The sequence below is a fragment of the Acidimicrobiales bacterium genome (genome assembly GCA_035540975.1).
Taxonomy (GTDB): domain Bacteria; phylum Actinomycetota; class Acidimicrobiia; order Acidimicrobiales.
On record DATLFN010000009.1, the window covers coordinates 1 to 18,232 of the forward strand.

Here is an 18,232-nt window from a genome sequence, read left to right on the forward strand (position 1 = left end):
CGTCGACCCCGTCGACTGGCTGGCCCGTTTCGCCCGTGCACCCGACCTCGCCGTCGTCCCCCTGTTCATTCCCCGATAGGAGGTCGTCGGCGGTCGGTCATTCACCGTTGAAGCTGCGGCGCGCCCCCGCTATCCAAGTACTACCGCACGTTATTCGCCGCTCGTAGTGGCCACGGTCCCGATTCTCCACGGCGCGAAGGTTATGACCGCCGTGGTGGCGCTACTCGACTCTGAAACCGGCGGCCATCCCGGAAATAGGGACGTCGGCGCACATGCCCGTCAGCGGCGTCCGAGGCACGCTCACCGGGCCGATCACCTGGTGGACTCTTCGTGGGCCGAACGACGAGAGGGCTCGACGGCTCGTGGTGCCGATGCGCCGGTGGCGGCGGTCGGCACCGTTGTCGATAGCCTGGTCCGAGAGGCGGCCCGCCTGAGTAGTCGGCGGAGAGGGTGGGCGCTGACGGACCTCAGGCACTCACGCGGCGCCCCCGAGATCAGTCCGGTTCACGCCGCTCCAAGCGGATCGGAGCTTCGATCAGATGGGTGTGGAGGTCCTCGCCGTCCGGAGGCGAGAGCCATGGCTCGTGGGCCGAGGCGTCGGGACGGAAGACCCAGCGGCGGCCCACTCGCTCGATCCCGATGGGGAACAGCCTGAGGCCGCCTTCGCCGTCGATGTGCAGACGCAGGAAGTTCTTCTGGTCCATGTGGTGCAGTGGCGCGTAGGCCTCGTTGGCGTGGAACCCGAAGCAGTTGGTCGCCCACAGGTAGCCCGATATGCCGAGGATGCCGCCGAGGCCACCGAGCCCCCACACGAGGGCGAGAAAGACCAGCAGCGACGCGGTCCCCTCTAGGCGGCTGGCCAGCGAGGACGATACGACGAGGACCAGACCCAGCCCACCGAACTGCAGCGCCGAGTGCGCCAGACCGATCACGAGGCGTGGGACGCCGCTGGCGTCGTGGGCGAGGCGGATCATGGCGGCCAGCGAACCGATGACGAGCATCATCAGCAGGAAGGCAATGGGGCTCTCCCACAGGGCCGGTAGCAGGTCCCCGAACCCGATGTCGCGATGGCGCTCATCGAGGTGCAGGTTCAACATGAACGCGAGCAAGACCTGGATCATCCCGAGCACGCCCGCGAGCGGCAGGTTGAAGGCCGGGAGCAGCCAGATCCTCCGGCGGAGCCTGCGCGACCAGTCGGCCGAGGGGTAGACCGCCGCCCGCCGGTAGGGGCCGGAGGCTTCGTCACCGGGCGGCTTTGCCACCTCGGCGAGGGCGTGCGTCGGGTGCAGAAACGCGCCCCCGCCCCCGGCGGTGACCAGCTGGGGACTTCCCCCGTCCGCCTCGTACCGGGCGTAGTAGTGCCGGCCGCTCTTGAGGTACAGGGCGACCCGCCCGCCGGCCGGCGTCACGACCTCACGCTCGAGATACGCCAGGTTCCGGTCGGAAGACACCTCCGTGCCCTTGCGACCGCTCTCTACCTCCTTGGCCAGGCACACCACGATACGGTCACCCGGCTCCATGTGGCTCGCCGTCGCCTCGGCGAAGTAGGCGACCTGGGTTTCGTCGAGGTAGTCGCCGAATTGGAGGTCGATGCCCCACAGCCACCACCGGTGAGGGAGGCGGACGGCGAAGTAGCTCCGGGCCTGGGTCGTCTGCCAGCCGCCGATGCGGCGCCCGCGGCAGAAGATGCTGGAGAAGTTCACCAGGCCGTCGTACCAGTCGTGGCTTCCCGGGATGGCCAGGAGCTCAGGCGTATTGCCGGGCGGAGCGCACGGCAGGGCAGCACGGTAGGGACCGAGGAAGCGGTTCTCGTACTCGCGCCGGGTCGGGACGGGGTACACCTGGTCTCCGCCCAGGACCAGCAGTGCGCCGCGCTCGGTGCGGTCTGTCCGACCCTCGCTACGAACCTCGAGATCGGGCCGGGCGAGGAGGCTGGCGACCGTATACGTCGAGTTGAAGCCATCGCCCAGGTCGGAGGCATAGTCCACCCAGAGCTCCTGGGCGTCAGAGCGGTCAAGCACCTCGCCCGGCATGAGCGCTTGTAGTTCCCGGGTGTCGGTGTACGAGGTCGTGAAGCCCGACGCCGCCACCCGCGCCGCGGTGTCGGCGAGCTGGTGCGGATCGAGCCAGCGAACCATGGGCCGACGGACGAAACCCAGCTCGGCGTCGTTGGCAGGCCGCTTGCCCTCTGGGCTCTCTTCGGCGCCATGGGGGCGGTGCGAAGGCTGCATCACCGCATTCTTGCTCTTGCAGGGCGCGTGGAGGCTGCACCGCGGCGACGTTCACCTCCGACGTGCCCCGTCCAACGAGGCGGCGCGGAGGATCTCAGGGCGCGGTCACCTGTGCCTTCGGGGGCCGCCGATCGAACGACCCGAGGAGCTGCCGCCGGTGGGAGCGGTTCGAGACGTGGTGAGAGAGACGCCAGCCCACAGGCAAGCCTGTCCGGTCCTCGTCTTCGAAGGACCCGGACTGCTCGTCTCTCAGCAACGAGCGACAACTCCTATCGGCCTTGAGCCCTCGCGCTCGTGGACATTCGGAACGTCATCCTGGGATCGGAGCCAGGATCGTCGTCCCGTCGCGATCGTTCGCGATGTCGGGAGAAAGGTCGTCGCGATCCCGCGCGTCGAAGTGCCCGCCAGTGCGGTCGCGGCGGCTCAGTGCTGCGAGCGTCACGAGGGCGATGATCGCTGCGGCCTCGACGGCGCGGGTTTGCTCGGCGCCCGGTGTCCAACTCGGCTCCGACCACCCGAACACCGACCCGACGCGGGTGGCGATGAGCGTCGCCAGGGACGCTGCTTGGAACGCGATGGCGGCAAGGATGACGGGTTGTGTAAGCCGTGAGCGACGGCGAAAGACGAGCACCAGCGCGATGACAACTACAAGCGATGCCGCGGCGTTGAGGGGGAACCCGATCCGAACCACGGCGGAGCCTGGCGCGTTTGCGGGGACCTGTCGGTAGACATCGAGCCACTCGCGCAGATGTATGAACCCGCCCGCACCGACGAACATCGCCGACAGCACGACCATCGGTGTCGTGAAACGCATCTTACGGATGGAATCGAGGGCGTTCACAGGGATGGTTCGACGCAGTGGGGACGATTGGATGCCTGTCAGCGCCGATGCCTCCGTATGGCGGCCTACGTGGCGTGTGGAGCTCCCTGGAGATTTCGGTGCGGACGCGCTTCAACCGATTGCAGGCCCATGCGGCCGTCGCCGTGTGCCTCGATCCTTGGGTGTGCATGTGCGCTGCAAGCGACGGCCGGGCCTCAGTGTGAGGACGACGAGTTGAGGACGGCGACGGCGGCCACGAGCCCCAGAGCGAACGCGTCACGGCCGGGCGGTCATGACGTTCCACGGCGGGGTGCGCTTCTCGATCCTGAATCACAGCGGCCCCACCCGGCAGCGCCAAGGCGGTCGGGCGGTCGAACCCGCAAGGACGGCCGCCGCGCAGACGGCCGCGAACGCTTCCTTCAGCGTGGCGAACAGGTCGACGGAGCCGGCCTCGCCCCGTCTCACTCGAGCTTCCCTGACCCCGGCAGTCATGTTCGCCGCGGGGACGAGCTTTCCATCGTGGGAGCGGGAGTGGATCTGCAAGTGAGGCATTCGCTGGCCGCGCCGCCCGGGATGGCGGAGAGGCTCGTGGGGCTAGGGGTGCGTATGCGGTTCGGCGTGAGCGTGGCCCGAGTCGTGGCTTTGACCGGCATCTGGTTCTCCGGCAGTGGTGCTCTTCCTGGGGGACGAAGGCGTCTCGACAGGCGCGATGTCGGCCGACGGGACGACGCCGGCCGCATCGGGAGCGCCGTCGGTAGCGATAGTCGCGGGCGCATCGACGGTCACTGATGACGCCCTGTCCGCGTCGTGGGCATGATCGGCGTGGGCCGACGGCACCAAGCCGGCGCCGCCGACCGCGACGACAGCTGCGACCGCGAGAACTGCGATTCTGGGACCGAGGATCGCATGCCGCGTCCACGTCCGTGGGAGCATCACTACGGCGGCGACCGCAACGACCTGCGCCCCGGCCGCCGCGAGGTCAAGCAGGCCGACCGCTTCGGCCACGCCGGCATGGGAGCCGAAGGGAATGCCGGCGGTCCGCGACCACGCCCACAGGGCGAGGACGCTGAGGTTTCCGGCGACCACGCCGTGCCGGATGGCCGCGCTCCAACCGCGGGCCACGGCGAGCGCTGTGGCGAGCTGGGTGACAGCCACAACGATGAAGAACCCGGCGGTGACCACTCCTTCGCCGCGGTGGGCGGGGAAGGCGGCGAAGTGAGCGCCGGCGGCGACAGCGAGGCCGCCGGCGGCGGCGACACGGAGGGGCCAGGCAGCGGCGACAGGTCCGGGGACGGCTCGGGCGACGACGGTGGTGGTCACGGCTTAGGCGTCGACGATCAGGCCGGAGGCGACGGGCTGGTTCTCGGATGCGACTACGCCGCCGGCGACCTCTTCGGTGATGGCGAGGCCGACGACGTCGCCGGCGAACCGGAAGGGCGCCACGCTGGGGCTCGGGCCGAGCACGCCGGCGGAGATGCGTTCGGTGCCGACGATCGCCCAGAGCTGATAGGTGCGGTCAGCGGCGGTTCGGGGGAGGCCGTCGCTCGAGAGGTAGCCGGTGCCGTCAGGAACGAGCACGGCGCGGGCCAAGACGAGGCCGTTGGCCGACCGCAGCTCGGCCTGGCGGGCGTCGGAGTTCCCGTGGGCAGCGAGCGCAGCAGCCAGGACCGTGCGGTCCTCGAGGCCGGCCTGCATGGCGTCGAAGCGCTGCTCCTGCCGCACGACGCCGACGCCGAAGAGGGCCAGGGAGGCGGCGGCGGTCGCCGCCACGCCGACACGCAGCGACCGACGCAACCGAGACACAGCGATGGGCGCCACGGCGGCGAGGCGCATGGAGGGCGACGACTCGAGTTCCTCGACGATGCTGTCCCAGGTCCCAATGGGGGCGGGCTCGTGGCCGGCGGCCAGCGCGCCGGCCACCTCGCGGTGGTCAACGACCTCGGCGCGGCAGCGCGGACAGTCCCGCAGGTGTAGCTCGATCGCTTCGGCCTCATCGCCGTCTACTGCGTCGAGGGCGAAGGCGGCCAGCACCTCCCGGATCTCGTCGTGGGACAGACAAACCGTCACGACGGCACGTACTCGGCGTCGATCAGGCCGTGGCGCAGCCGGATCATCCCGGAGCGGATGCGGGACTTGATGGTTCCCTCGGGTTCATCGAGGATCAGGGCGACCTCTCGGTAGGTGTGCCCGCCGAAGTACGCGAGCTCGATGGCCTCGCGCTCCCCGGGGGCGAGGGTGGCGACCGCTTCTCGCACGTGTTCGGCCACGATCACGTCGCCGACTTGACGTTCGAGGTCATAGTCGGCGACCGAGTCCCGCAGGGCGTCCCGGTCCTCTCGGCGGCGACGCGAGCTGTCGGAGCGGACTGCGTCGACAGCCCTCCCGTGAGCATGCGCCAGCAGGTAGGAGCGCAGCGACCCGCGGCCGGGATCGAAGCGATCCGGCGCGTTCCACAACCGCAGGAACACCTCTTGCACGACCTCTTCGGCTCGCGCCGCGTCATTCAGGACACGACGGGCGAGCGCGAAGACGGCACCCGAGTGGCGGCGGAACGCCTCCGCGAGCGCGTCGTGACGCCACCGCCCGATGGCGACCACGAGAGCGGCGTCGCTGGCGTCCTTGAGGTCGTCTCGTCCCACGTCCCGGTCTTCGGATCCACCACGCCGCGGGGATGGCATGGCGCGTCTGCGTCACCTCGGAATGCGGGGACTGATCGCGGCAATGTCCAATCCGCTTGCCCCCCGCCTCCGAACACCGCTCGTGGACCAATACCGAGCAGGCCGCAAACGACGCCGACGCGCATTGGCGGTGGGCGTCGTCGCCCTCGTGGCCGTGACAACGGCGGCGTGCGGTGGCGAGGACAGCTCCGACGGCGACGGCGACGCCGCCCCGACAGCGAACGAGGTGACGATGCGCCTGATCGCCTTCCGGCCCGAGAACCTCACGGTCGACGCCGGAGCCACCGTCACCTGGAAACAGGAGGACGCCGGCGCCCACACCGTTACATCAGGCACCGTCGAGCAAGGCGGCGCGGGCGTCACCGAGATGCCCGACGACAGGTTCGACTCGGGCGAGATCGCGACGGGCGACACCTTCGAGTTCACCTTCAACGAACCCGGCACCTATCCGTACTTCTGCGAGATCCACCCCGCCACCATGCGCGGCGAGGTGCGAGTCCGATGATCGACAACCACAGCGTCCCCAACCCAGCACCTAGGAGAACCCACATGAAACGCAAGACCATGCTCAAGCTCGGCGCTCCGCTACTGGCTCTCGCCCTCGTCGGCGCGGCGTGCGGCGACGACGGCGACGACGGGGTCGCGAGAGCCGGCCCCGACAACAGCGAGGCAACCCTCGCCTCGGTCACCTCCGAGACGGGAGCCTCCACCCTGCGGGCCGGCCTGACCGGTCTGCTCACCGAGCACGTGTACCTCGCCGCGCTGGCCACCGGCTCCGCTCTCCGAGGCGACGCCAAGGGCTTCGACGCCTACGCGGCGGCCCTCAACGGCCCGGAGAACAGCAACACCTCCGAGCTCGTCGCCGCCATCAGCTCCGCCTATGGCGCCGAGACGGGTAAGGCGTTCGAGGGGCTGTGGCGCAGCAACGGTCACATCCCCGCCGTGGTCGCCTACACCCAGGCCGTCGCCGCCGGCGACAAGGCCAAGGGCGACAAGGCCGTCGCCGACCTGCTCGCCTACGCCAAGACGTTCGGCACGACCATGAACCAGGTCAACTCGAAGCTCCCGGCCGCCGCAGTGGAAGAGGGCGTTACCCACCACGCCACCACCCTCAAGGCCGTCATCGACGCCCAGAAGGCCGGCGACCAGCCCAAGGTGTACTCGGCGCTGCGCGAGGCGTACGGCCACATGGCCGGCTTCGCCGAGACGCTGGCCGGCGCCACCGCGGCGAAGTTCCCCGACAAGTTCGACGGCGACGCCTCGTCGCCCGCCGCCGACCTGCGCGCAGGCATGACCTCGCTGCTGCGTGAACACGTCTACCTGGCAGCCAGCGCCACCGGCGCCGCCCTCGGCGGCCGCATGCCGCAGTTCGAGGCCGCCGCCGCAGCCCTGAACGGCCCGACGGGCAGCAACACCGCCGACATCGTCGGCGCCGTCCAGAGCGTCTACGGCGACGACGTGGGCAAGGCGTTCGACGGTCTTTGGCGCAGCAACGGTCACATTCCCGCCTTCGTCGCCTACACCCAGGCCATCGCCGGCGGTGACCAGGCCAAGGCCGACAAGGCCGTCCAGGACCTTCTCGCCTACGCCAAGACGTTCGGCACGACCATGAACTCGGTCAACTCCAACCTCCCCGCCGCGGCGGTCGAGGACGCCATCAAGATGCACGCCACCACCCTCAAGGCGGTCGTCGACGCCCAGAAGGCCGGCGACGCCGTCAAGACGGCCACGGCGCTGCGTGGCGCCGTGCACCACATGTCCGGCACCGCCGATGTCCTCGCCGAGGCCACCGTCAAGCAGTTCGCCGACAAGTTCACGGTGTAGCCGACCCCCCGCGACCGCTCACGACACTCGTTCGCGGCCAGTCCCGGTCGTAACAAGCCAGCCCGCCCCGAGTTCTGGGGCGGGCTGGCTTCGCGCCCCGACCCTGCCGGTTCAACCAGGCGATTCCGACCTCGAACCGCGCCGCGCCCATCCCAGCCTTCGACCAGCACCGATGACGTGGTGAGCCCCCGAGCGAGGGCCGACCGTGCGACTCGCGACCCTCCCCCTTCTCACGCTTTCGGCCCTGCCCATTTCGGCCGGCGGCGCTCTGCACCTGCGTGACTGGGCAGGCACGTATGGTCGCCGTCGGCTTCGTTGCCGGCGCAACAAGGCTCCGACGACCAGCGTCTACGAGGTCCCAAGACTGGCTACGATCAGCGGCCGTGCCGGGGCGTCGACACCGACGTTCAGTGTGCGCCAGATGTGCACCAGCCCCGGGGAAGGGCCGGCGCTGACCGAACCCAAATAGCGGTATGACCTGCGCTTATCCCGGTGGGCGTAACAGGACTCGAACCTGTGACCTCAGCCGTGTGAAGGCTGCGCTCTAACCAACTGAGCCATACGCCCGGGACCGGACATGGTAGTCGCTCAACCGGCCGGCTCGGCAGGGGTCGGGAGGACCCGCTCGCGCCACGGGACACTGGACAGCATGCCCGCCGGGCGGCGTGCCGCCGACGCCACGATGCTGGCCCCCTGGATCACCAGGCCCCGATGGGCGCCCGCCATCCACGCCAGCGCGTCGTCGCCGTCGTCCACCCCCACGTGGCAGCGGGCGAGCGCCACCCGCGCCCGCAGGCGCCTCGGCGCGACGACCGGCCCCCCGTCGCGCCACTGGAGGGACCGCACGGGCACCAGAGCCGCCAGCGCGTGGCGGGTCCGGTGGGCGCGGACGGTGATCCCCCGGCCTTCCCACACCATGGCCCGGTCCCGCCCGTCGGCCTCCCAGCGCAGGGTGCCCACCTCCGCGGGCAGGCCCCACAGGCGCCGGCACTCCAGGCGGGCGTCGGCGGACGTCACGGCCATGGCGACGACGCACATCCCGGGCCTCAGCCCGACCCGGGCCGGTACCAGGACGGACAACTCGCAGTAGGCGCCGACCGGCGAGTCGTCGTAGCGCATGGCGACCACGGCCGCCGGACCGGGGAGAGCGGCTACCCGGGGTGGCACCGCCGCCGGCAGCGAGGGCGGCGGGGCGCACCACGCCAGCAGCCCCTCACCGTGGAGCAGCCAGGGAGGTTCGGCCACAGGACCACCGTACGCGTGCGCGGCCGAGTGTCGCTCCGGGACCCGGCGATGCTTGACTGGCCCGATGCGGATCGCCGTGATCGCCCCCCCGTGGACACCGGTCCCACCGAAGCTCTACGGCGGGATCGAACTGGTCGTCGACCGGCTGGCCACCGGCTTCCAGCGAGCCGGCCACGACGTGCTCCTCTTCACCACCGGCGACTCGACGTGCCCCGTCCCGAAGCAGTGGACGCTCCCCGAGGCCGAGCACCAGCGCATCGGCATGGTCGTCCCCGAGCTGCGCCACATCATGGCCGCCTACGAGGCCGTGGCCGGCTACGACATCGTCCACGACCACACGGTCATGGGCCCGGTCTACGCCCAGCGGTTCCCGGACATCAAGGTGGTCACCACGAACCACGGGCCCTTCAACGACGAGCTCGTCGACATCTACCGCCGCATCGTCGACCGCGTCCCGCTGATCCACATCTCGCACGCCCAGGGCCGCCCGGCGCCCCACATCCCGGCGGCCCGGGTCATCCACCACGGCCTCGACGTCGACGCCTTCCCGTTCGGGAAGGGCGACGGCGGGTACTGCCTCTTCCTGGGCCGGATGTCGCCCGACAAGGGTGCCCACCGGGCCACCGAGATCTGCTACCGGGCCGGCGTCCCCCTGATCATGGCGGCCAAGATGCGCGAGCCGTGGGAGCACGAGTACTTCAACGCCAACGTGCGGCCCTACCTCAACGACCACCTGCGCTACGTGGGCGAGGTCCCGCACGAGGAGAAGCTCGAGCTGCTGGCCAACGCCCGCTGCCTGATCTTCCCGATCCGCTGGAACGAGCCCTTCGGCATGGTGATGATCGAGGCCATGGCCTGCGGCACCCCGGTGCTGGCGTTCAAGGAGGGGGCGGCGCCCGAGGTCGTGCAGCACGGCAGGACGGGGTTCCTGTGCGACGACGAGGACGACATGATCCGGGCCTTGGGCCGCCTGGACGAGATCGACCGGGCCGAGTGCCGCGCCTCGGTGGAGGGGTACTTCTCGACCGACCGCATGGTCCGGGAGCACCTCGAGCTGTTCGAGGAGATCCTGGCCCGCTGACCGGGCGGCTCCCGACGGTGTACGCCGGCTCGGCCGGGGGTACGCGTCGGGCATGACGAACTTCGACGACCTCAAGGGACGGGCCAAGGAAGCGGCCGGCGACCTCACCGACGACGAGGACCTCCAGCGCGAGGGCAAGGTCGACCAGGCCACCGGCACCTTCAAGGAGAAGGCGGGCGACGCCGCCGACAAGGTGCGGGACGTGCTGAACCGCGACTGACCGACCCCCCTTTCCACGATCGACGACGGGCCGCCTTCCCCCGAGGCGGCCCGCGTCGCGCCGCCCGTCAGGCCGGGGGCGGACCGGTCGTCGGCGCCGGGCCGTCAGCCCGGCGGCGGACCGGGCGCGGCGTCGGCCTCGGGCGGGGGCGGGGGCGGGGTGCCGCTGTCGAGCGACCCGGCCGTGACCAGGACCGTCTGCACCGTCTGGCCGGGCCCCTTCACGCCGTCGCGCCGCAGGCGCTCGGTGATCCGGCCCCGCAGCTCCCGGGCCACGGCGTACTGCTGACGGGGGGCCGTCTTCACCACCAGGCGGATGGTGAGCCCTTCCGCCGACATGGCCTGCACGCCCCAGACCTCGGGCGGGTCGAGCACGGCGGCTTCCCAGTCCGGGCTGGCGGCGAACTCCCGGGCCACGTCGCCGATGGCGGCGACCACCTTCGGGAGGTCGGAGTCGTAGGCGACGAGCACGTCGATCAGCGCCCGTGACCACTCCATCGACGTGTTGCCCACCCGCTTGATCTCGCCGTTGGGCACGAACCACACGGTCCCGTCGGTCGCCCGCAGCCGGGTGACCCGGAGGGTGATGTCCTCCACCGTGCCGGTGGCGTCTCCGAGGTTGATGACGTCGCCGACGCCGTACTGGTCCTCCAGGAGGATGAAGAACCCGGAGAGGAAGTCCTTGACCAGGCTCTGGGCACCGAAGCCGACCGCGATCCCGGCGATGCCGGCGCCCGCCAGCAGCGGGGCGAGGTCGACGCCCGCCTCGCCCAGCACCACCAGCACCACGAGGATCCCGATCACGGCGCGCACGAGGCTGGTGAGCACGTCGCTCAGGGTGGAGACGCGCTGCTCGGCCCGCACCGAACCGCTGCGCACGGGGGCGCGGGCGTGCAGCGTGCGAATGAAGCGGCGGACGGCCCGCACGGCCACCCGGCTGACGACCATGCCGACGAGGACCACGAGGACGACCTTGAGCGGCCGCATCAGGAACTCGCCGGTGCGAGCGCCGAAGTCACCCACCCCGAGCTCGCGCAGCAGGTCGTAGACGTACCCGTGCTCCTCCACCGCGGCAAGCCTCGCGCGCGCCGCGAAGGGCGTCCGGGACCCTCATCCCGCCGCTCCTTCGTCCGGCCTCCCGGGTACGGTGGGCCCGTGCCCGCCGGGGACCTCCGACAACCGACGACGGCAGGCTGGCGGCGCCACACCGCGTCGGGCGTCGTCGTCACCGCCATCACCCTCGGCCTGCGCTCCGTACTCGACGAACGGCGGGCCGGCGCAGCCGTCGTGGAGGACGTCCCCGGCGACGCCCACGACCCCTCGGCGGCGCTGGAGCTCCACTTCGACGAGCGGGGGCCGGACGAGACGTGGGCCGTCGCCCGGCCGTGGCGCCTGCGGTTGAGCCGGTGAACCGGGCCACCGGGGCGGCGCTCGACGACCGGGAGCAGCGCTACGCCTTCCTGGCAGCCGGCCTCGGCGCCGCCGTCTCCGTCGCCCTGTGGGCGCCCAGCTTCGACGAGCCGGCGGGCGTGGCCCTGGCCGGCATCGGCGTCATCATGAGCGCCCTCCTCGCCCTGGCCGCCCGGCGCCGGAGCCGCCTGTTCACCGGCGGCGCCGCCGCCCTGTTGTCCTTCGGCCCCTGGGGGTTCCTGTGGCTCGTCGGCCTGCCCTTCCTCGTCCTGGCCGTCTGGCTCGTCATCCGGGCACCCCGTCCGGAGCCGAGGCCCCGCCCGGAGCGGGCCCCCCGGGTCTCCCGCAGGCGGCGGGCGGCGGCTGGCGATGGCGCCGAGGCCGACGGAGAGGCGGCCGTCGCGCCCCGCGCTCCCGCCGGGCCCCCCAAGGCCAGCAAGCGCTACACACCCCCCGGATCGCGACCGTCGCGACGATGACCGGATCGTCCCGTCCGCCCGATCCGGCAGGTCGCCCGGCCAGAAGAGGCGAATATTCCGCGACCGCGCACCGTCTCTCACTGGCAAAGGGCGAATGACCTCCTTCGAGGACTTTCACCGATCGAAGGCCAAGCATGCACTCCACTACGCGCGCGCGATCCTCGGCTCCGACTCTGCGGAGGACGTCTGCCAGGAGGCCTGGTTCAAGGCTTGGCGCGCCTGGGGCTCCGCCGACCCCGCCAAGCTCGACACCTGGCTCCTGGCCATCGTCCGCAACTGCTGCTTCGAGCGCCTCCGCAACAACCGGCCGTCGGCCGTCCTCACCGACGACGACGTCTCGCCCGTACCGGCGCCCGACGAGGTCGTGGTCGCCGCCCTGGAGATGGCTGCCGCGTGGGTCCTGCTCCAGCGCCTCTCCCCGCCCCTCCGCGAGGCCCTCTGGCTCCGCGAGGTCATGGACCTCTCCTACAAGGAGATCGCCGAGGTCCAGGGCGTTCCCGAGGGCACGGTGATGTCCCGCCTCTACGCCGCCCGTCGCAAGGCGAGCCGGCTCCTCGCCTCCAGGCGCATCCGCTGATGGGCCGCCATCCTCGCAAGATCGATCTGGCCACCTGGTTCGACGGCGAGGGCAGCGACCGGGTCGGCGGCCACGTGCTGCGCTGCCATCGCTGCCAGCGCCACGTCGACGAGCTGGCGCGCCTGCGCTCGTGGCTGCGGGCCCAGCCCTTCGTCGCCATGCGGGACCCCGACGACGCGCCGTCGCCCGTCCCCGAGCGCAGGAGGGCCCGGCGCCCGCTCGTGGCGGCGGCCGCCCTGGTCGCCACGGTCATGGTCGTGGCCGAGAGCGGCGATGCCCCGTCCGGGCTGGACGCCGCCTCGTCGGGCACGACCACGACGGTGGCCGAGCGCACGGACCGCATCACCGTCGTCGACGTCCCGGAGGACGACGTCCGCCCCGTGGTCTCCGATCTCGCCACCCCGGAGAGCAGCGCCGGTTCGCTCGCCCCGCCGGCATCGCCGCCCAACGCCCGCCCGCGCCAGACCACGGTGGCGAACCCGCTGCGCCTGGGCCTGATCGTGCCCACCACGGGGGCGCTGGCCGCCGAGGGCGCCGAGGTGGCCGCCGTGGTGCGCCAGCGGGTGGACGCCGCCAACGCGGCGGGCGGCGTGGCCGGCGTGCCCGTCGAGCTGGCCACCGCGCCGGCCGAGAACCCCGACGCCGTCGCCCAGCTGGGCGGGAAGGTGGACGCGCTGGTGGGCGGCTTCGGCGCCGCGGCCGCGCCCGGGGGCACCCCCTGGCTGCTCCCGGCCGACCCCACGATGGCGGGCCCGAACGTGGTTCCCGCCGAGCTGACGTCCAGGCTGGCGGGGAGCGAGCTGGCCGGCGTCCTGCGCCGCCAGGGCCTCAACGGCGTCGTCGGCGTCGTGGTGGGGCCGGGCCCCGACTCGGCGCTGGCCGCCGGCCTGGCCAGCAGGACCGCCACCACCAGCGTGACGGCCAGGGAGGGCACCAGCTGCGTGCCCGAGGTCATCGCCCTGCGCAGGACGGGGGCGGTCGCCCTGGCCGTGGCGGGACCGCCCGACCTGGCCGCCAGGTGCATGAAGGCGGCGTTCCAGGTCCTGTGGTTGCCCGCCTTCGGCACCGTGCTCGCCCCGTCCGCCGCCTACGCCGGGCTGCACACCATGCCCGAGGCGATCGGCGCCCGCACCGTCCTGGGCCTGCCCTGGCCCACCGCCGACACCCCTGGTGCGGCCCGCTTCCGGTCCACCACCCGCTCCACGTCCTACCGGGCGCTGGTGTCGTACGCCGCCACCGAGCTGGCCATCGAGGTGGCCCGCCAGAAGGGCGGCGTCTCCGTCCGGGCGGTCGAGCAGGGCACCTGGCGCAGCGACCTGTTCGACATGGACGGCGTCGACAGCCGGGTGAACAACCTGGTGGCCGCCTTCCTCGGCACCTGGCTCAGCCGCCTCATCTGAGCGTTCTCAGGACGTATCCCGCCGGATGGCGGCGTCTGGCGTCCAGAGAACGGGCTAAGCGACGCCGAGGGCGGACCTCAAGAAGGCGAGCAGCTGGCGGCGGCGGCGGACGAGGTCACGGGCGGTGGGCTGGAAGCCGAGTGCCCGGAGCACCTCCACCTCCGTCGCCATGCCCAACACCGCCGAGTACGCGGCGAGGAGCACCATGCGGGGGTCCTGTGACCGCATGCGGCCGGCCGCCATCTCGTCGGCCAGGAACCCGGTGGCCCGGGCCATGAGGGGCTCCACGGCGGCCAGCAGACGGGTCGCGGCCGGCGGCCCGAGGCGGCTCGCCTCCCGGACCACGCCCAGCAGCTCGGGGCGGCGGACCGACACGCGGAAGACCGAGATGACGATCCGCTCCACCCGGTCCCAACCGCCGCCCGCCCGGGACAGGGCCCGCTCCAGCACGGCGGCCAGCTCGACCGCCGTCCGGTCGATGACCGCCTCGAGCAGGGCGTCCTTGCTCGGGTACCAGTAGAGGATCGTCTGTTTGCGCACGCCCAGCGTCTTCGCCAGGGCGTCCAGCGAGGTGGCCTCGTAGCCCCGCGTACCGAACGACTCCACGGCGGCGGCGAGCACCCGCTCCCCCGTCAGAGACGTCATCGAGAGGGATGGTAGAGGATTCGGTGGCTCCCTCTACCAAATGGTAGACATGGCCGCCATGATTCCCGAGGCCCTCGCGGGCAAGCGCATCGGCGTCACCGGCGCGACCGGGTTCCTGGGCACCGCCCTGGTCGAGCGCCTCCTGCGGGCCGTGCCCGGCTGCGAGGTCGTGGTCGTGGTCCGGGCCGGCAAGCGCACGTCGGCGGCCGAGCGGGTGCGGCGCGAGATCGTGCGCAACGACTGCTTCGACCGCCTGCGCGGGGAGTGGGGCGACCGCTTCGACGCCGAGGTGGAGCGGCGGTTGACGGCGGTGGCGGGCGACGTCTCCGTCGACGGGATGGGCCTGAGCGACGACGCCGCCGCCGCCCTGCGCTCGTGCGACGTGGTCATCCACTCGGCCGCCTCGGTGAGCTTCGACTCCCCCCTGGACGCAGCGGTGGAGGTCAACCTCCTGGGCCCGTCCCGGGTGGCGCAGGTCCTGGCCGCCGGCGACGGACCGCCCGCCCACCTTGTCGCCGTCTCCACCGCCTACGTGGCCGGGACCCGCCGCGGCGACTCCCCCGAGGCCCTCCTCCCCGACACCCCGTTCGCCATCGACGTGGACTGGCGGGCGGAGGTCGACGCGGCCCGCAAGGCCCGCTCCGACGCCGAGTCGGAGAGCCGGCGGCCCGAGCGCCTGGCCGGGTTCGCCAAGAAGGCCCGCAGCGAGCTGGGCGCCGCCGGCGGCCCGCTCCTGGCCGACAAGCTCGAGAAGCTGCGCACCGAGTGGGTCCGCGACCAGATGATCGAGGCCGGCAAGTCCCGGGCCCACTCCCTCGGCTGGCCCGACGCCTACGCCTACACCAAGGCCCTGGGCGAGCGAGCCACCCTCGCCACCCGGGGTGACGTGCCCCTCACCATCGTCCGGCCGTCGATCATCGAGTCGGCCCTGGCCGAGCCCCGTCCCGGCTGGATCCGCGGCTTCCGGATGGCGGAGCCGGTGATCATCTCCTACGGGCGGGGGCTGCTGAAGGAGTTCCCCGGGATCCCCGAGGGCGTGGTGGACGTCATCCCCGTGGACTTCGTGGTCGCCGCCATCATCGCGGTGGCCGCCCGGGGCCCGGCGCCCGACGGGCCCGACGTGATCCAGGTCGCGTCCGGCTTCCGCAACCCCCTGCGCTACCGCCGCCTGGTCCGCCTGGTGCAGACGTGGTTCGAGGAGCACCCGCTGTACGACACCGACGGCCAGCCCATCGTGGTGCCCGAGTGGTCGTTCCCCGGTCGCGGCCGGGTGCAGCGCCAGCTCCAGCGCGCCACCAAGGCGCTCACGACGGCCGAGAAGGTGGTCACCACGCTGCCCATCCGGGGCAAGCAGGCCCAGCTCTCCGGCCGCCTGGAGGACAGGCGCACGCAGGCCGAGCGGGCCCTCGGCTACGTCGAGCTGTACGGCGCCTACGCCGAGACGGAGGCCGTGTTCCGGGTCGACCGCCTGCTGGCCCTGTCGGAGTCCCTGCCCGCCGAGGACAAGGACGCGTTCTCCTTCGACCCGATCGTCATCGACTGGCAGCACTTCGTGCAGGAGGTGCACCTCCCGTCGATCGTGGCCCAGGCCCGGGTGCGCACCACGCCGGGCAAGCGCAAGAGCCCGTCGCGGGAGGACCGGGGCCGCAAGGCGGTGCTGTCGCCGCAGCGCCACATGGCGGCGTTCGACCTGGAGAACACGCTCATCGCCTCCAACGTGGTGGAGTCCTACTCGTGGCTGGCCACCCGGCACCTGCCCGCCGGCGAGCGGGCCCGGTTCGTCCTGCGAACCCTGAAGGAGGCGCCCACCCTGCTGGCCCTCGACCGGCGGGACCGGGGCGACTTCCTCCGCCACTTCTACCGCCGCTACGAGGGGGCGTCGGAGCGCCAGGTGCGGGAGGACTCGTGGCTGATGTTCTCCGACCTGATCCTGGAGAAGGCCTTCCCCGGCGGCATCCGCCGGGTGCGCGAGCACCGGGCGCTCGGCCACCGCACCCTGCTCATCACCGGGGCCCTCGACTTCGTCGTCGAGCCGCTGCGGCCGCTGTTCGACGACATCGTGTGCGCCAAGCTGGGCACCGACGCCGAGGGCCGCCTCACCGGCGAGCTGCTGGCCGGCCCGCCCACCGGCGAGGCCCGGGCCCTGGTGATGAGGTCGTACGCCGACGCCGAGGGGCTCGAGCTGGAGGAGTCGGTGGTCTACGCCGACTCGGCGTCGGACCTGCCCATGCTGGAGGCCGTCGGCCACCCCGTCGCCGTCAACCCCGAGGCCAAGCTGGCCGCCATCGCCCGCAAGCGGGGCTGGCACGTCGAGCAGTGGTCGAAGTCGCCGGGCGGCCCCCGGCCCTTCCTCCCCATCGGGCCACTCCTCGAGAACCGCCGGGCCCGGGCCGACCGCCGGCCCGCCCTGGCCAGGGGCGACGGGTGAAGGCCCTCGTGTACGAGCGGTCGCTGCCCCGGTTCGCGGCCGCCCGGGTGGCGTCCGCCCTCGCCCCGGGCCGGGGCGCCAAGGTCGGCCCCCTCCACTTCACCGACGTGGAGGAGCCCGCCCTGCCCGGCCCCGCGTGGCACCGGGTCCGCCCCCGCCTGGCCGGCATCTGCGGGTCCGACCTGGCCACGGTGGACGCCAGGAGCAGCCGCTGGTTCGAGCCGGTGGTGAGCTTCCCGTTCGTCCCCGGCCACGAGGTGGTGGGCGACCTCGACGACGGGCGCCGGGTGGTGCTCGAGCCGGTCCTGGCCTGCGCCGCCCGGGCCGTGGACCCGCCGTGCCCGGCCTGCGCCCGGGGCGACAACGGCAACTGCGAGCGGGTCGCCTTCGGGTGCCTGGAGCCGGGCATCCAGACGGGGTACTGCGCCGACACCGGCGGCGGGTGGTCGGCCGCCCTCGTCGCCCACGAGAGCCAGCTCCACCCCGTGCCCGACGGGATGGCCGACGAGGCGGCGGTGATGGTCGAGCCCACGGCCTGTGCGGTGCACGGGGTCGTGTCGACGGCTGTGCCCGAGGGCGCCGTGGTGGCGGTGCTCGGCGCAGGGACGCTCGGGCTGTGCACGGTCGCCGCCCTGCGCCGGCTGGCCCTGCCGGGGGCGGTGATCGCGTCGGCCAAGCACGACGTCCAGCGCCGGCTGGCCCGCGACCTGGGTGCCGACGAGGTCGTCGAGCCGGACGGCGTCGCCCGGGCCGTCCGCCGCGAGACCCGGTCGCTGGCCGTCGACGGCCGGCTCACGGGCGGCGCCGACGTGGTGTTCGACTGCGTGGGCAACGAGGGGTCGCTGGCCCAGGCACTGGCCGTCGTCCGCCCCCGGGGCACCATCGTCCTGGTCGGCATGCCCGGCCCCGTGAAGGTCGACCTCACCCCGCTGTGGCAGCGCGAGGTCCGCCTGGTCGGCTCCTACGCCTACCGCCACGACACCTTCGCCACCGCCTTCGAGCTGGTGGCCGACGCCGGCCTCCAGCGCCTCGTGTCCGCCCTCTACCCGCTGGAGCACTGGCGCGAGGCGCTGGACCACGCCGGGGCGGCGGGCCGGCGGGGTGCCGTCAAGATCGCCTTCGACCTCCGCTCCGCCAAACGTCCTGGAAGGAACCGCTAGAGCTGTGACCACGCACACCAGCCGCTCCCGCACGC

General features: G+C 72.4%; 18 protein-coding genes and 1 tRNA gene. 10 read left to right on the plus strand and 9 right to left on the minus strand.

Features of this window, described 5'->3' with window-relative positions:
- Nucleotides 1-494: 494 nt before the first annotated feature.
- The 5 genes from VM242_01430 to VM242_01450 all read right to left on the minus strand — a co-directional run bounded on the left by VM242_01430 (nucleotide 495) and on the right by VM242_01450 (nucleotide 5,648).
- Nucleotides 495-2,231: a hypothetical protein gene (locus VM242_01430; protein ID HVM03808.1), complete on the minus strand. Its 1,737-nt coding sequence runs from the start codon at nucleotides 2,229-2,231 to the stop codon at nucleotides 495-497.
- Between the two features lie 310 nt (nucleotides 2,232-2,541).
- Complete coding sequence (locus VM242_01435) at nucleotides 2,542-3,072, minus strand: hypothetical protein (GenBank protein ID HVM03809.1); 531 nt, start codon at nucleotides 3,070-3,072, stop codon at nucleotides 2,542-2,544.
- A gap of 573 nt (nucleotides 3,073-3,645) precedes the next feature.
- Nucleotides 3,646-4,371: a hypothetical protein gene (locus VM242_01440; protein ID HVM03810.1), complete on the minus strand. Its 726-nt coding sequence runs from the start codon at nucleotides 4,369-4,371 to the stop codon at nucleotides 3,646-3,648.
- A gap of 3 nt (nucleotides 4,372-4,374) precedes the next feature.
- Nucleotides 4,375-5,118 carry an anti-sigma factor gene (locus tag VM242_01445; protein HVM03811.1) on the minus strand — a complete coding sequence of 248 codons (744 nt, stop codon included), beginning with the start codon at nucleotides 5,116-5,118 and terminating at the stop codon, nucleotides 4,375-4,377.
- Nucleotides 5,115-5,648, minus strand: a complete 534-nt coding sequence (locus VM242_01450; protein HVM03812.1) for a sigma-70 family RNA polymerase sigma factor — start codon at nucleotides 5,646-5,648, stop codon at nucleotides 5,115-5,117. The genes VM242_01445 and VM242_01450 overlap by 4 nt, the downstream gene beginning before the upstream one ends.
- 211 nt (nucleotides 5,649-5,859) lie before the next feature.
- On the opposite strand from VM242_01450, the gene VM242_01455 reads away from it, so the two are divergent.
- Nucleotides 5,860-6,234: a plastocyanin/azurin family copper-binding protein gene (locus VM242_01455; GenBank protein ID HVM03813.1), complete on the plus strand. Its 375-nt coding sequence runs from the start codon at nucleotides 5,860-5,862 to the stop codon at nucleotides 6,232-6,234.
- Between the two features lie 44 nt (nucleotides 6,235-6,278).
- The gene (locus tag VM242_01460) at nucleotides 6,279-7,553 is read left to right on the plus strand and encodes a hypothetical protein (GenBank protein HVM03814.1); all 1,275 of its coding nucleotides are present in this window, start codon (nucleotides 6,279-6,281) and stop codon (nucleotides 7,551-7,553) included.
- 493 nt (nucleotides 7,554-8,046) lie between these two features.
- Here VM242_01460 and VM242_01465 read toward each other — a convergent pair.
- A tRNA-Val gene (locus VM242_01465) sits at nucleotides 8,047-8,120 on the minus strand.
- A 21-nt stretch (nucleotides 8,121-8,141) separates the two neighbouring features.
- A complete protein-coding gene (locus tag VM242_01470; protein HVM03815.1) occupies nucleotides 8,142-8,798 on the minus strand; it encodes an acetoacetate decarboxylase family protein in 657 nt (218 codons plus the stop codon).
- Between the two features lie 64 nt (nucleotides 8,799-8,862).
- Here VM242_01470 and VM242_01475 point away from each other — a divergent pair, with 64 nt between their 5' ends.
- Both VM242_01475 and VM242_01480 read left to right on the plus strand, forming a co-directional pair.
- Nucleotides 8,863-9,879 (plus strand): glycosyltransferase family 4 protein, encoded by a 1,017-nt coding sequence (locus tag VM242_01475; protein ID HVM03816.1) that lies wholly within the window; start codon nucleotides 8,863-8,865, stop codon nucleotides 9,877-9,879.
- Nucleotides 9,880-9,931: 52 nt separating this feature from the next.
- Nucleotides 9,932-10,099: a CsbD family protein gene (locus VM242_01480; GenBank protein ID HVM03817.1), complete on the plus strand. Its 168-nt coding sequence runs from the start codon at nucleotides 9,932-9,934 to the stop codon at nucleotides 10,097-10,099.
- A gap of 104 nt (nucleotides 10,100-10,203) precedes the next feature.
- On the opposite strand, the gene VM242_01485 is transcribed toward VM242_01480, so the two are convergent.
- Complete coding sequence (locus VM242_01485; GenBank protein HVM03818.1) at nucleotides 10,204-11,166, minus strand: mechanosensitive ion channel family protein; 963 nt, start codon at nucleotides 11,164-11,166, stop codon at nucleotides 10,204-10,206.
- 87 nt (nucleotides 11,167-11,253) lie between these two features.
- Here VM242_01485 and VM242_01490 point away from each other — a divergent pair, with 87 nt between their 5' ends.
- The 4 genes from VM242_01490 (at nucleotide 11,254) to VM242_01505 (ending at nucleotide 13,964) form a co-directional block, all read left to right on the plus strand.
- Nucleotides 11,254-11,508 carry a hypothetical protein gene (locus tag VM242_01490; GenBank protein HVM03819.1) on the plus strand — a complete coding sequence of 85 codons (255 nt, stop codon included), beginning with the start codon at nucleotides 11,254-11,256 and terminating at the stop codon, nucleotides 11,506-11,508.
- Nucleotides 11,505-11,987, plus strand: coding sequence for a hypothetical protein (locus tag VM242_01495; GenBank protein HVM03820.1), 483 nt, complete (start codon nucleotides 11,505-11,507; stop codon nucleotides 11,985-11,987). The genes VM242_01490 and VM242_01495 overlap by 4 nt, the downstream gene beginning before the upstream one ends.
- Before the next feature lie 94 nt (nucleotides 11,988-12,081).
- Complete coding sequence (locus VM242_01500) at nucleotides 12,082-12,564, plus strand: sigma-70 family RNA polymerase sigma factor (protein ID HVM03821.1); 483 nt, start codon at nucleotides 12,082-12,084, stop codon at nucleotides 12,562-12,564.
- Nucleotides 12,564-13,964: an ABC transporter substrate-binding protein gene (locus VM242_01505; protein ID HVM03822.1), complete on the plus strand. Its 1,401-nt coding sequence runs from the start codon at nucleotides 12,564-12,566 to the stop codon at nucleotides 13,962-13,964. Before VM242_01500 ends, VM242_01505 begins: the two co-directional genes overlap by 1 nt.
- Nucleotides 13,965-14,018: 54 nt before the next feature.
- Here VM242_01505 and VM242_01510 read toward each other — a convergent pair whose 3' ends face one another.
- Nucleotides 14,019-14,609 carry a TetR/AcrR family transcriptional regulator gene (locus VM242_01510; protein HVM03823.1) on the minus strand — a complete coding sequence of 197 codons (591 nt, stop codon included), beginning with the start codon at nucleotides 14,607-14,609 and terminating at the stop codon, nucleotides 14,019-14,021.
- Between the two features lie 49 nt (nucleotides 14,610-14,658).
- Here VM242_01510 and VM242_01515 point away from each other — a divergent pair, with 49 nt between their 5' ends.
- Nucleotides 14,659-17,037: an HAD-IB family phosphatase gene (locus VM242_01515; GenBank protein ID HVM03824.1), complete on the plus strand. Its 2,379-nt coding sequence runs from the start codon at nucleotides 14,659-14,661 to the stop codon at nucleotides 17,035-17,037.
- The gene (locus VM242_01520) at nucleotides 17,034-18,197 is read left to right on the plus strand and encodes a zinc-binding dehydrogenase (protein ID HVM03825.1); all 1,164 of its coding nucleotides are present in this window, start codon (nucleotides 17,034-17,036) and stop codon (nucleotides 18,195-18,197) included. Before VM242_01515 ends, VM242_01520 begins: the two co-directional genes overlap by 4 nt.
- Nucleotides 18,198-18,232: the final 35 nt, after the last annotated feature.

What these genes read in the sequence shown, in the direction of transcription:
- VM242_01430 (HVM03808.1), bottom strand. Translation starts at nt 2,231, where the DNA reads ATGCAGCCTTCGCACCGCCCCCATGGCGCCGAAGAGAGCCCAGAGGGC.
- VM242_01460 (HVM03814.1), top strand. Translation starts at nt 6,279, where the DNA reads ATGAAACGCAAGACCATGCTCAAGCTCGGCGCTCCGCTACTGGCTCTC.
- VM242_01475 (HVM03816.1), top strand. Translation starts at nt 8,863, where the DNA reads ATGCGGATCGCCGTGATCGCCCCCCCGTGGACACCGGTCCCACCGAAG.
- VM242_01480 (HVM03817.1), top strand. Translation starts at nt 9,932, where the DNA reads ATGACGAACTTCGACGACCTCAAGGGACGGGCCAAGGAAGCGGCCGGC.
- VM242_01500 (HVM03821.1), top strand. Translation starts at nt 12,082, where the DNA reads ATGACCTCCTTCGAGGACTTTCACCGATCGAAGGCCAAGCATGCACTC.
- VM242_01505 (HVM03822.1), top strand. Translation starts at nt 12,564, where the DNA reads ATGGGCCGCCATCCTCGCAAGATCGATCTGGCCACCTGGTTCGACGGC.
- VM242_01510 (HVM03823.1), bottom strand. Translation starts at nt 14,609, where the DNA reads ATGACGTCTCTGACGGGGGAGCGGGTGCTCGCCGCCGCCGTGGAGTCG.
- VM242_01515 (HVM03824.1), top strand. Translation starts at nt 14,659, where the DNA reads ATGGCCGCCATGATTCCCGAGGCCCTCGCGGGCAAGCGCATCGGCGTC.